We start from the raw sequence: 11,807 nt of genomic DNA, 5'->3' as shown, positions 1-11,807 counted from the left end.
AATGACTTTATATAAGACCCATGGTGGCCCTGACTCATTGGGGCCTATTACTGATGATTTCTCTACCAATGCAAATGGTGCTGGGCCATGCCCAATTACCTTAGAAGCACTAATCAACACTACTCATACAGCATATCCCGACCCAAACTACACAGCACTAAAAGAACTGTTAGCGCAATGGCATCAAGTGCCTGTTCAGCGCATTGTATTGGCGGCTAGTGCTAGTGAATTTATTTATCGCATGAGCGCGCACATTGCCAAACAGGCAAATAATCAAGTATCTATCAGACCGCAAGTATATTTACCTCGGTACAGTTATAGCGATTATAAAAATGCAGCGGAAGCTTGGAGCTTGGCGACGGTCACTACTAGCCAAGATGCTAATCTGATCTGGGTATGCGATCCATCAACTCCATTCGGAGAAACTTCCCGCTCTATTGGCGCTTTAATTGACTCACTAAAAGCGCAGCAAATCTGCGTCCTTGATCGTGCTTATGATCCCTTACGCTTAAGTGGAGAAAGTGCATTAAATCAAACCCAGTTAGACCAAGTGTGGCAACTTTGGTCGCCTAACAAAGCATTGGGTCTAACCGGTATTCGAGCCGCCTATGCCATCGCCCCGAAAGCAGCCATTGCCCTTATTGCTGAACTTGAATTACTGGCGCCCTCTTGGCCGCTTGGCGTTGACGGTGTCAGCTTACTCTCAAGTTGGGCAAAATACGAAACTCACATGTGGTTACAAGAAAGCCTAAACAGCTTGCGTGAATGGAAAGTGCAGCAACTGCAGCGATGCCAAGCAATGGGTTGGGAAATCTATCCTAGTGAAACCAATTTTTATTGCGCTAAACCTCCCGTAAATGATCTTTGTCACTTATTGTTTCAACTAAGGCAAAGTGGTATTAAATTACGCGATACCTTATCCTTTGGCTTAGCTGACTGCGTGCGGATAGCTGTATTACCGCCCGCCTCACAAATTCGACTCTGTCAAGCTTGGCAGTCAATATCCCCGCCTACTGAAAAATTGTATGCCCGCTAAATGTGTCATGGTCCTAGGCACTTCAAGCGGTGCTGGTAAAAGCTGGGTAAGCACAGCGCTATGCCGCTGGTATGCTCGACAGGGCTATAAAGTAGCGCCCTTCAAAGCGCAAAATATGAGCAATAATGCGCGTGTCGTGAATACGCGCCAGAGTTCAGTAACTGAATTTAGCAATGCTGACCAAGCTAGCGGTGAAATTGGCTCGGCGCAATATTTTCAAGCCCTAGCTGCCAATGCTGAACCCAACGTCAACATGAATCCAGTGCTACTTAAGCCCGAAGCGGATACCCGTAGCCAAGTAATTTTATTAGGCAAAGTCAATACTGAATTAAGCACTATGTCATGGCGCGAGCGCAGCGAAAAAATTTGGCCACATATTCAACAATCCCTCGATTACTTAATAGCAGAAAATGATGTATTAGTAATAGAGGGTGCAGGATCGCCAGCTGAAATTAATTTAATGGCTAGTGATATTGTCAACTTACGAGTAGCACGTTATGCAAACGCTCAATGTATTTTAGTAACCGATATTGATCGTGGCGGTGCTTTCGCGCATCTTTATGGCACCTGGGCTTTGCTGCCTAAACCCGACCAGCAACGTATCAAGGGGTTTTTGTTAAATAAATTTCGGGGGGACCCCACCCTACTTGCTCCAGCCCCAGAGCAATTGAAATCATTGACTGGAATTCCAATTATTGGCACCATCCCCATGTTGTTTAATCATGGCCTTCCTGAAGAGGATGGAATTTTCGATGAGCGCACACTTGATAGAAAAGCTGGCGCCCTAAAAGTGGCAGTTTTGGTCTATCCCCGCATTAGTAATTTAGATGAATTTCAACCACTTAAAAATATTACAGATTTAGAACTAATTTGGGCTCGTCAGCCAAGCTCTTTAGAAGATGTCGACTGGATTATTTTGCCTGGCTCAAAACAGACCAGCGCTGATTTAGCCTGGTTAAAACAATGCGGCTTTGAGCGGGTTATTGAGAAACATATCCAGCGGGGGAAAATGGTTCTGGGTATCTGCGGGGGTCTACAAATGCTTGGCCAAGTGCTGCACGATCCATTTAATATTGATGGTGCGGCAACGGGCCTAGGGCACTTAGCAATTCAAACGACTTTTGCTAAGGATAAACAAGTAAATAAAATCACTGTTCGCTTCGGTCAAGTTAAGGGCCTTTGGTCTGCTTTATCTTACCTAGAGGTATTTGGCTATGAAATTCATCATGGCAAGTCCTCTCACAAAACTGCAGACAATGAAAAACAAGCGCTAATGGCGCAAGAAATTATTGCTGACTTAGCTTGGCAAAATTCGCTTGGTAACGTGCTTGGTATTTATATACATGGGTTATTTGAGGATCCGGCCGTTATCAAATCTCTCTTTGGCAAAGAAGCTAAAACTCTAGATACGGTATTTAATAATCTCGCTGATTTAATTGGGCACCATATTCCAAAAGAAACCTTACTCTCCTTGGTTGAATGAAAGCATCGGATGAATATAGAATTACCCCTCATCGCCCCACTTAACAATGTCGAATTAGGTGAATTAATTCAAGCAGAACTCAACAATAAGACTAAGCCGCTTGGCTCTTTAGGTCAACTTGAATCATTAGCCAAACAATTGGGCTTAATTTTAAATAGCTCAAACCCTATCCTAGTTCAACCACAGTTAGTCGTATTTGCAGGTGACCATGGCTTAACTGCGCAGGGTATCTCTGCATTTCCGAGTGATGTCACTTGGCAAATGGTCGAGAATTTTTTAGCTGGCGGTGCTGCAGTTAGTGTGCTGTCGCGCCAACACCAGCTAGATTTGACCATAGTCGATACTGGCGTTGCCAAAGAAATATTACCGCGCAAAGGTTTAATTATTAAGAAGGTGGCATTTGGCACTGCCGATTCTAGTCAAACGCCCGCTATGCAGCAATCACAATGCTTGCAGGCCATCAAAAATGGTCAGGAGATTATTTGCGGGTTACCGGGCAACGTACTTTTACTCGGTGAAATGGGTATTGGGAATACTGCTGCTGCTTCACTCATCATGAGTCGTCTATTAGGCATACCCATTGCAAAATGCACAGGCGCTGGAACTGGTCTTGATAACGCTGGCTTACAAAAAAAAATCAGCGTGTTACTAAAAGTATTACAACGACATTCTCAGGCTAACTCGGCAATTGAGGTGCTTTGCGCTTTTGGCGGTTTCGAAATGGCCACAATGGTAGGCGCGATCATACAAGCTGCTGCGCAACGCCGCGTGATTGTCGTTGATGGATTTATTACTAGCTCGGCTGTCTTAATTGCGCAAGCGCTTGACCCCAATGTATTGCAGTATTGTATTTTTTCCCATTGCTCTCATGAGCAAGCGCATGCTCAACTTTTAAACCATTTAAATGTGAAGCCCCTGCTTGATTTAGACTTAAGATTAGGTGAGGGATCAGGGGCGGCGCTCGCTTGGCCATTACTCATCTCAGCCTGTTATCTTTTAAATGAAATGGCAAGTTTTTCTAGTGCGCAAGTAAGCACAAAAAATATTAATTAAATTAATCATGAATTTCATTCGCCACCTGTTAATTTCAGTCCAGTTTTTTTCCCGTTTGCCTATTCCTAAAAGTTGGATGCGCTGGGCTGATTGGTGTCCTCAAAAAGAAAGTGATAGCCTTATTTATGCGCCTGCAGTAGGTTTAATTGTCGGCATCTGCTGTTCATTAGTTTGGTTACTAGCGATGCTTCTTTTTCCCACTAGTAGTGCCAGCACGTTATTAGCTGCCGCTCTTTGTGTAGCTAGTAGCATCTGGCTAACCGGGGCTTTGCATGAGGATGGCTTAGCTGACTTAATTGATGGGTTAGGTGGCTCACCCGATCGCGCCAGAGCCCTAGAAATTATGAAGGATTCACGTATTGGCACCTATGGTGGCTTAGCGCTAATTCTTGCCACCTTGATTCGTATTTTGTTAATTGGCGCCTTAGGTCAGGCACTACTTAATCCAGCTCATGTGATCGTCGCAATTTGTTTGGTTAATATCATCTCAAGAGCCTGGCCATTAGGTTTAGTCTATTTGCTACCGAATGTAGGCGATTTAGCGGGATCCAAAACCCATTACATCACGCGTTTCATCTCGAGTAAACAACTGCTAATTCTCAGTAGTATTCTTCTGGTCATTTGTTTTGGGTTGCTTCGATTGGAGTTAATTCAATGGCAACAACTTTTGCTTGGCCTACTACTTTCAGGCTTAATTTGGCTCTATCTTAAAACCCGTTTGCAATCACGCTTAGGGGGTTATACCGGCGATGGACTCGGGGCGGCACAACAATTATGTGAAATTGGCCTATACATCGGCTTTCTCATTGCCGTCTAAACAGCTGCCCATGAAACAACTTTGGCTCATTCGTCACCCTCAAGTGCTGATTAAATCAGGTACTTGTTATGGACAGCTAGATATCGCTAGTGACCCCGCAAGCAATGCTACTCAAGCACAGTCCTTAGCTGCAACTTTGCCAGATCACATAATAATCTATTGCTCACCACTCCAACGCTGTCACCATTTAGCAATAACGCTTTTAGCGCTTCGCAAGGATCTCCAAATTGAGCTTGATCCCAACCTACAAGAAATGGATTTTGGTAGCTGGGAAGGAAAGTTATGGCAAGATATACCGCAGAATGAAATTGCAGCATGGACCGACAACTTTTTGCATTATTCGCCTGGAGGCGGAGAATCTGTAAGCACATTTATGGCAAGAGTCAATCAAAGTTACCGAAAATTTTCTACTAATTGTGCTTGGATTACCCATGCCGGTGTAATTCGCGCAAGCCATTTATTGCACGCTAAAAAATTCATTACCCAAGCCAGTGATTGGCCCATCGACGTCATTTCGGTGGGGTGTCACCAAACCCTAGAAATGGGCTCGTAATTGAGCTCTTTCTATTAGATTACAGCTCGATATACAATGGATCTTATGAGTCCCGAAACCAGTGAAACAACTTCAAATTTGCTGACTGATTTTCAAGCCAGTCTTGAACGCATTAAGCATAAAATCGCCGCCATCCAAACTGCGACCGAAGCCATGTGCCAAAATCGCCTAGCACTAGAAGGCAAAATAGAAGATGCTCAAAAACGGATTCAGCACATCTTAAGCCGCCTTCCCGATCAAGGCGATACACGCCAACTCAATTTACTTGGTGAGTCGGCTAGCTCTACAAGCCCCCCTAATTTAGATAATGATGACCATGAGCCAACGACGCATTGATGTAACTATTGCTGGCCAGAAAATTACCCTGGCAACCAGCGATGAACATGAGCCTTTACTTCGTTCAGCTTGCCAATTAGTAGATGATCACATACAGCTAGCCATTGCTAGCGGCAATCGCAGTCTCGAACGTGCCACCCTGATGGCTGCCTTAAAATTAGCGGGCGATCTCATCACTGCTAAAGAGACTGCCCTAAATATTCCTCAGGCATCACCAACCACTGCCCCAGAAAATAGTGCAGAGATCTCACGTCTAGCAAGCGAAGTGAATGCGCTGGAAGATCAAGTCGATGCCTTGTTGAAAACCCTTTCCCTGCCTGGTTCGCCAAGGCCAATAGCTCCTTGAACCGATGCGAAAGCATACGGAGCGGTCTTTGCTACGTGGGCGTGAGCGTTTCGATGTTTCACAGTGTCGGCTTCTGGCTTGATACTCCCTGTGCATCTTAATGCACCCGAAGCGTAACTGCCGCTCCAACTTGAACCTTAGGGTTCAGGATGAGGGCCTAGCGGCTAAGGTGGGGAATCTTTTTTATGTCATTTAATGACATTCTGCTACTGCTAGTCTGCGGCGGTATTTCGGGTTTCTTAGCAGGCTTACTCGGCATTGGTGGCGGCATGATCTTAGTACCATTTATGATCATCGTTTTTAACCATTTAAATTTTGATCAAAGTCTCATTGTGCATATGGCCATCGCTACAGGTATGGCGACTATTTTATTTACCTCAGCATCGGCTATATTGGCCCATCACAAGCATCAGTCAATCGATTGGCAATTAGTTGCGGCACTAAGCCCTGGAATGATTGTCGGCGGCCTGATTGGCGGTAGTGAATTATTTGAAGCTTTAAAAACAGCTTGGCTATCGCTCTTTTTTGCTATCTTTATTGTGTATAGCTCCATTCAAATGTTCATCAACAAAAAACCCCATGCGGGGCGAGAGCTACCGGGAACTCTGGGGCTTTTTTCCTTTGGTTCGTTTGCGGGAGTACTTTCTAGCCTAGTTGGAGCAGGTGGCGCTTTTATTACCGTGCCATTTATGTTGTGGTGCAACGTCAAACCCCATATTGCCATGGCCAGCTCTTCTGGATTAGGTTTTTTTATTGCCGCGGCAGCTACGCTGGGATACATGTATGGCAGTTGGGGACAACCTAATTTACCAGCCGGCTCTTTGGGCTTTGTTTATGTTCCTGCAGTTGCCTGTATTGTGGTGATCAGTATATTTACTGCCCCACTGGGCGCAAAAATGGCGCGCAAACTCAATGTTGCCCAGCTAAAGCGGGTTTTCGGAGTGCTATTATTTTTTATAGCTGGCTTTATGTTGAACGAAAGCCGTAAAGCATTTGGATTTTTTACTTAGCACTTAGCTCGCAAACTGCTGACGCAACATATTTTTCTGTACCTTGCCCATTGCATTCCGAGGTAAATCCTTCATGATTTCAATGCGCTTAGGTACTTTAAAATTCGCGATTTGCCCTTTGAGCGAATCAATCATGGATTGGGTATCTAATTTCACTCCTGCTTTTGGTACAACTACTGCCAACACAGCCTCACCAAAATCGGGGTGCGGAATACCAATGACGGCGCTCTCTGCGACGCCGGCCATGTCATCAATAAAACTTTCAATCTCTTTGGGATAAACGTTATAGCCCCCAGAAATAATCAAATCTTTACTACGGCCCACAATCGATAAATAATGATCTGGAACTTTACCGCTAATATTTGTTCCGCCCCAGCGACCCACGTCACCTGTTTTAAACCAACCATCAGCAGTAAATTCTTCAGCGGTTTTTTCAGGCATGTGCCAGTAACCCTTAAAAATATTAGGGCCCTTTACTTGTACACCGCCTATTTCGTCTACCTGACAAATTTGCCCGTCATCACTCACCACCCTGACGCTCACTCCGGGTAACGGCACGCCAACGGCCCCACCAACCCGAGGACCTTGATATGGATTAGAAGTCAGCATGATGGTTTCGCTCATGCCATAACGCTCTAGAATAGTATGTCCAGTCAACTTTTTAAACTCGTTAAAGGTTTCAGTTAGCAAGGGTGCAGAACCAGAAATAAATAAACGCATGTTGCGACATACTGCTTTCGTAAAGGTCTTGTCAGCCGTTAGACGCACATAAAAGGTAGGCACTCCCATCATGACAGTAGCGCGGGGCATTTGCTGAATTAGTTGGGCAGTATCGAGGCGGGGTAGCCAAATCATTTTGCTGCCATTCACTAAAGCGCCATGGACCGCCACAAATAAACCATGTACATGAAAAATCGGCAAGGCATGTAATAAAACATCACCCTTTTGCCATTGCCAAAAATCTTTTAATACTAAACAATTGCTGCCTAAATTACGATGCGTTAGCATCGCTCCTTTGCTACGTCCAGTAGTACCTGAGGTATAGAGAATGGCAGCTAAATCATCGTCTTTAGAGGCCACCGTTTTAAATTGATCACTTTGACCAGTAGCGCGCTCAAGTAAGCTACCCGAGCGGTTGTCATCTAAGGTAAATACGTGATTCGTGCCCGCCTTAAATGCAACCTTAGAAACCCAAGCAAAATTTTTGCTGCTACAGACCATGACTGCAGGCTTAGCATTTTCAATGAAATATTGAATTTCAGCAGCCTGATAAGCGGTATTTAAAGGCAGGTAAACATAGCCCGCCCGAATAGTGGCTAAGTATAAAAATAGGGCCTCGGGCGACTTTTCTACTTGAACTGCAACCCGAGCCCCTTGAGGCAAGCCAAGACTTTTTAAGAGGTTGGCCAACATTGCTGAAGCGCGCTCTAAATCTCTCCACGAGTAATACAAACCATCTTGAGTTTCGATTGCACACGCTTTGCGATCTTTTGGAAAACCCTTTTCCAATACTGAATACAAATTCATACGAACCTCAAAATGATCTACTGCATAACAATTAATCGAGAGTGGCGCCCGATTTTTTAACTACCCCAGCCCAACGCTTAACATCTGAATTAACTAATTTTCCAAACGCTTCGCCATATAAATTTGGGGTATCCGAGCCGTTGGAAGCCCAAATGGCTTTTAACTTTGGTGTATTTAGCGCTTTCTCCACTTCTGCAATCATTTTGTCGACAATGGGCTTTGGCGTACCTTTGGGGGCAAACATGGCATACCACGTTGACACTTCATAATTCGGTAGACCAGCCTCCATGAAGGTCGGTACATTCGGAATTGCTGGTGAGCGCTTAGGTGAAGCAACCGCAATAGCAAATAGTTTTCCACCATTAATCTGCTGCGCTGAAGTACCTAAACCATCAAACTCAAGATCAACTTGCCCTGCCAATAAATCATTCATCGCTGGGCCTGCACCCCGATAAGGAATATGCGTAATGAAGGTACCCGTTTGTATTTTAAATAATTCGCCCGCTAAATGATGCACGGTGCCACTACCAGCACTAGCAAAATTATATTTACCAGGGTTCTTTTTTAAGAGCTCAATAAATTGCTTTAAATCACGCGCACTCACTTTTTGTGGATTAACTACTAAAACTTGTGGTGGGCTAGCAATGAGAGCAACGGGGATAAAGCTCTTCTCAATATCGTAATCAAGATTTTTATACATCGAAGGTGCAATAGTGTGGTGCGAAGCGCCAATAAACCAACTATACCCATCAGGGGGTGCCTTGGCTGCAACCGAAGCACCCACTGTGCCACCAGCTCCACCACGATTATCGATTAATACTTGTACGCCCAATTGCTCGCCTAACTGAGCGGCTAAAGGACGAGCAAAAGCGTCAGTACCGCCGCCAGCAGGAAAGGGATTTAATAAAGTAATAGGTTTGGTAGGCCACGTCTGAGCTACAACTACGCCAGCAAATGCCATTAAGGCTAAGACAAAAGCCAAGCGCAGTTGTTGCGCCAGTAGGGATAAACTATTTGATTGAACCATCATGCTAAGTCTCCTTTATTTATGTGCTGGTTATTTTAAGCTAAGAGGCCATTAAGCGACTGATCAAACGCGAATACATGACCTCACCATTGACAAAGCGTTCGTGGTTCTCTTCTACGCTAGCTAAATCATATAGATAATTGACCATAATGCCCGCTGATTGGCGTAAACCCTTACGCGATAAATCACCCGCCCAATTAATTTGATGCAACTTCGCACCGTTACCTAAGTGAAATTTAGCTACAGGATTGCCATTGCGTCCCGTTGAGACGTGAGCCAAATATAGCGCTGTTAAACAGAGTAATGCACTTTTTTCCTTTGCCGTAGCAGTATCAGGATGCCATCCTCCGCCTAAACGCTCTGCCCAAGAATGATCCGTTAAATTTAGAGTTGCTAAGGCCTGATCACGGGCAGTACGAAGTGCTGGCTTAATTTGCTCCATCGGCATTTGATCCGCTAAATTTGCACCCGCAGCAATCCAATCTACAAGACCTGGAATAGGCGATAAAGTAATAAATGTTTTAAGCGACGGAAATTCCGCATGCAATTGTTCAGCAACCCGCTTAATTAAAAAATTACCCATCGAAACGCCGCGCAAGCCTGGCTCGCAGTTACTAATAGAATAAAAGGCGGCCACTTTATATTCTTTTGGCTGACTTACTGCCTCAGCCTTCTTGTCTACTAACGGGGCAATGGCTATGGGAATATCTGGTAATAAACCGACTTCTACAAAAATTAAGGGTTCATCAGGTAATTGGGGATGAAAAAAAGCAAAGCAGCGACGATCGGGCTGTAAACGACGGCGTAAATCATCCCAGCCATCAATCGCATGCACAGCCTCATGTTTAATAATTTTCTCTAGCACTTCAGCTTGCGACTTCCAATCGACTCGGTGCATCTTTAAAAATCCTGGATTAAACCAAGAGGAAAGTAGATGGCGCATATCAAAATCAACTGTTGCTAGTTCGGGTTTTTTATCGAGTAACTGCAACAAATCGCGGCGCATTTCTACCACCGCTGCAGTACCTGCGCGAGCGCGATTAAGACGGCGTAGTAGTTCTTGGCGTGGCGATTCGGTAATTCGCTGTAAACGCACATAGTTGCGTGTATTTGGATCAGCAGCAAAACTTTGCGCAGCCTTTAATACTTTATCGGGGTCAGGATTATATTTTTCAGCTAATGCGGTGAAAAACTTTATGTGCTGATCTTTATCTAATTTACGATAATTATGAATTAACTCATCAGCCATGCTGACCGCATTCGATTCCCCGCGCTCAGAAATCAGGCGGTTAACTGCGCCAATAGCACGCGCCAAATACCGTGACTTAGTCAGTTTCTCGAGCATGCTACTTCCTTCAGGGTTTGCTATTTTTTTGTCTAAGCAGCAAATATAACCCAAAGGCAACCATAGGCAAGGACAACCATTGACCCATCGACAGACCCAGCCCCAATAAACCTAAAAAAGCATCAGGTTCACGGGCGAATTCAGCGAGAAAGCGACAGATGCCATACCCCACTAGAAAAAATCCAGATACCTGTCCTAGCCGGCGAGGATGCCTGGCATAAAGCCAAAGCACCATACCCAAAAGCAGACCTTCTCCACCCAATTGATAGAGTTGTGAGGGATGGCGCGGTAAATTGTCAACAGCTGGAAATACCATTGACCAAGGAACATCTGTGGGACGACCCCAGAGCTCGCCGTTAATAAAATTTCCTAGGCGCCCAAAGGCTAATCCAAATGGCACCAAGGGGGCAACCAAATCACTCACCGTAAGAAAGCTAGTATGTCGCCTATGGGCAACCCAGAACATCGCGGTAATTACTCCAAGTAAACCCCCGTGAAAGGACATCCCGCCCTCCCAGACTTTAAAAATATTAAGGGGATGTGACAAATAAAATGCGGGCATATAAAAGCAAACGTAGCCTAAACGTCCACCAATAATCACTCCCAAAACTCCAGCAAATAGTAAATCTTCAAGCTCTTTATTGGTCCAGCCCAAGGCTTTAAATTGCGGCATACGAATGCGGATACGGCCGAGTAAAATAAACTGCGCAAACGCCATCAAGTACGTTAAACCATACCAATGAATACCAAAAGAGCCCAGATGAATAGCGACCGGATCAAAGTTAGGATGAATTAGCACGGCAGGCACTCAGGTTTTAGTTTGGTCAAAATTGTGTAGCTCATGACCTAAGTCACGATAAGTTTTAAAACGATTGCGTCCAGCTAAGCGCTCTGCTTCATGGGTTGTAACCACTTCGACGATGCGGGGGAAACGTTCTACTAGGGCTGTGATATCGCTAGGCATCTCTTGGCCTAATTGGATCAAAATATCCGCATGCGGAATCGCTTGTAAGCTATTCACTGCGCAATCTTCAGTTAAGACAATCGGGGTTTCTGCAGCCGCCTCATGATCGATAAAACAATGGGGTAAAAAATCGGTCTTACTAAAAGTCCAGAGTAGCTCATCCAGGCGCTTCAGCTCAGCTTTATTTGCCACAATCACAATGGGCCGCACAGGCTGGCCTTCTGCCGTTGAACTCCAAATTTTGCGTGTGAGCCGACACACATAATCTAGCTTATCGCCCACATTGCTATGAAAATCAATTCTTGCCATA

The 11,807-nt window shown here is 44.9% G+C and carries 12 protein-coding genes, 1 other RNA gene and 1 pseudogene; 9 read left to right on the top strand and 5 right to left on the bottom strand.

Going from position 1 to position 11,807, the window contains the following annotated elements; genetic code table 11:
- Position 1: 1 nt before the first annotated feature.
- The 9 genes and pseudogenes from LZG75_RS11075 (at position 2) to LZG75_RS11040 (ending at position 6,634) form a co-directional block, all read left to right on the top strand.
- Positions 2–1,036 carry an aminotransferase class I/II-fold pyridoxal phosphate-dependent enzyme gene (locus LZG75_RS11075; protein ID WP_233937558.1) on the top strand — a complete coding sequence of 345 codons (1,035 nt, stop codon included), beginning with the start codon at positions 2–4 and terminating at the stop codon, positions 1,034–1,036.
- On the top strand, positions 1,026–2,519 hold the full coding sequence (locus LZG75_RS11070) for a cobyric acid synthase (RefSeq protein ID WP_233937557.1): 1,494 nt from the start codon (positions 1,026–1,028) through the stop codon (positions 2,517–2,519). The genes LZG75_RS11075 and LZG75_RS11070 overlap by 11 nt, the downstream gene beginning before the upstream one ends.
- Positions 2,520–2,528: 9 nt before the next feature.
- Positions 2,529–3,572: a nicotinate-nucleotide--dimethylbenzimidazole phosphoribosyltransferase gene (cobT, locus tag LZG75_RS11065; RefSeq protein ID WP_233937556.1), complete on the top strand. Its 1,044-nt coding sequence runs from the start codon at positions 2,529–2,531 to the stop codon at positions 3,570–3,572.
- 7 nt (positions 3,573–3,579) lie between these two features.
- Complete coding sequence (locus LZG75_RS11060; protein ID WP_233937555.1) at positions 3,580–4,389, top strand: adenosylcobinamide-GDP ribazoletransferase; 810 nt, start codon at positions 3,580–3,582, stop codon at positions 4,387–4,389.
- A 10-nt stretch (positions 4,390–4,399) separates the two neighbouring features.
- Positions 4,400–4,942, top strand: coding sequence for a histidine phosphatase family protein (locus tag LZG75_RS11055; RefSeq protein ID WP_233937554.1), 543 nt, complete (start codon positions 4,400–4,402; stop codon positions 4,940–4,942).
- A 45-nt stretch (positions 4,943–4,987) separates the two neighbouring features.
- Positions 4,988–5,278: a hypothetical protein gene (locus LZG75_RS11050; protein WP_233924764.1), complete on the top strand. Its 291-nt coding sequence runs from the start codon at positions 4,988–4,990 to the stop codon at positions 5,276–5,278.
- A pseudogene (locus LZG75_RS12345) lies at positions 5,250–5,480 on the top strand (cell division protein ZapA); the annotation flags it as partial. The gene LZG75_RS11050 and the pseudogene LZG75_RS12345, both read left to right, overlap by 29 nt.
- A gap of 105 nt (positions 5,481–5,585) precedes the next feature.
- Positions 5,586–5,804, top strand: a non-coding RNA gene (gene ssrS, locus LZG75_RS11045) — 6S RNA.
- Positions 5,805–5,809: 5 nt separating this feature from the next.
- The gene (locus LZG75_RS11040) at positions 5,810–6,634 is read left to right on the top strand and encodes a sulfite exporter TauE/SafE family protein (protein ID WP_233924766.1); all 825 of its coding nucleotides are present in this window, start codon (positions 5,810–5,812) and stop codon (positions 6,632–6,634) included.
- A gap of 3 nt (positions 6,635–6,637) precedes the next feature.
- Here the strand turns inward: LZG75_RS11040 and LZG75_RS11035 are convergent, their stop codons facing one another.
- The 5 genes from LZG75_RS11035 to LZG75_RS11015 are packed head-to-tail and all read right to left on the bottom strand — an operon-like array spanning position 6,638 to position 11,806.
- Positions 6,638–8,161 carry a malonyl-CoA synthase gene (locus tag LZG75_RS11035; RefSeq protein ID WP_233937553.1) on the bottom strand — a complete coding sequence of 508 codons (1,524 nt, stop codon included), beginning with the start codon at positions 8,159–8,161 and terminating at the stop codon, positions 6,638–6,640.
- 31 nt (positions 8,162–8,192) lie between these two features.
- Entirely contained in the window at positions 8,193–9,188 is a 996-nt protein-coding gene (locus tag LZG75_RS11030; protein WP_370634826.1) for a Bug family tripartite tricarboxylate transporter substrate binding protein, read from the bottom strand.
- A 40-nt stretch (positions 9,189–9,228) separates the two neighbouring features.
- Positions 9,229–10,533, bottom strand: a complete 1,305-nt coding sequence (locus LZG75_RS11025) for a malonyl-CoA decarboxylase domain-containing protein (protein ID WP_233937552.1) — start codon at positions 10,531–10,533, stop codon at positions 9,229–9,231.
- Positions 10,534–10,543: 10 nt separating this feature from the next.
- Positions 10,544–11,332 carry a prolipoprotein diacylglyceryl transferase gene (gene lgt / locus LZG75_RS11020; protein WP_233924833.1) on the bottom strand — a complete coding sequence of 263 codons (789 nt, stop codon included), beginning with the start codon at positions 11,330–11,332 and terminating at the stop codon, positions 10,544–10,546.
- A 9-nt stretch (positions 11,333–11,341) separates the two neighbouring features.
- A complete protein-coding gene (locus LZG75_RS11015; RefSeq protein ID WP_233924770.1) occupies positions 11,342–11,806 on the bottom strand; it encodes a DNA polymerase III subunit chi in 465 nt (154 codons plus the stop codon).
- Position 11,807 lies beyond the last annotated feature (1 nt).

Origin of the sequence: Polynucleobacter sp. IMCC30063 (assembly GCF_021395235.1) — a bacterium.
Classification (GTDB): domain Bacteria; phylum Pseudomonadota; class Gammaproteobacteria; order Burkholderiales; family Burkholderiaceae; genus Polynucleobacter.
This window is presented reverse-complemented; position numbering and strand designations above follow the sequence as displayed.

Bases quoted from the DNA above. Each gene is read 5' to 3' on its own strand.
- LZG75_RS11055 (WP_233937554.1), top strand. From the start codon at position 4,400: ATGAAACAACTTTGGCTCATTCGTCACCCTCAAGTGCTGATTAAATCA.
- LZG75_RS11060 (WP_233937555.1), top strand. From the start codon at position 3,580: ATGAATTTCATTCGCCACCTGTTAATTTCAGTCCAGTTTTTTTCCCGT.
- cobT (WP_233937556.1), top strand. From the start codon at position 2,529: ATGAATATAGAATTACCCCTCATCGCCCCACTTAACAATGTCGAATTA.
- LZG75_RS11025 (WP_233937552.1), bottom strand. From the start codon at position 10,533: ATGCTCGAGAAACTGACTAAGTCACGGTATTTGGCGCGTGCTATTGGC.
- LZG75_RS11075 (WP_233937558.1), top strand. From the start codon at position 2: ATGACTTTATATAAGACCCATGGTGGCCCTGACTCATTGGGGCCTATT.
- LZG75_RS11035 (WP_233937553.1), bottom strand. From the start codon at position 8,161: ATGAATTTGTATTCAGTATTGGAAAAGGGTTTTCCAAAAGATCGCAAA.
- LZG75_RS11050 (WP_233924764.1), top strand. From the start codon at position 4,988: ATGAGTCCCGAAACCAGTGAAACAACTTCAAATTTGCTGACTGATTTT.
- LZG75_RS11015 (WP_233924770.1), bottom strand. From the start codon at position 11,806: ATGGCAAGAATTGATTTTCATAGCAATGTGGGCGATAAGCTAGATTAT.
- LZG75_RS11030 (WP_370634826.1), bottom strand. From the start codon at position 9,188: ATGGTTCAATCAAATAGTTTATCCCTACTGGCGCAACAACTGCGCTTG.
- LZG75_RS11070 (WP_233937557.1), top strand. From the start codon at position 1,026: ATGCCCGCTAAATGTGTCATGGTCCTAGGCACTTCAAGCGGTGCTGGT.
- LZG75_RS11040 (WP_233924766.1), top strand. From the start codon at position 5,810: ATGTCATTTAATGACATTCTGCTACTGCTAGTCTGCGGCGGTATTTCG.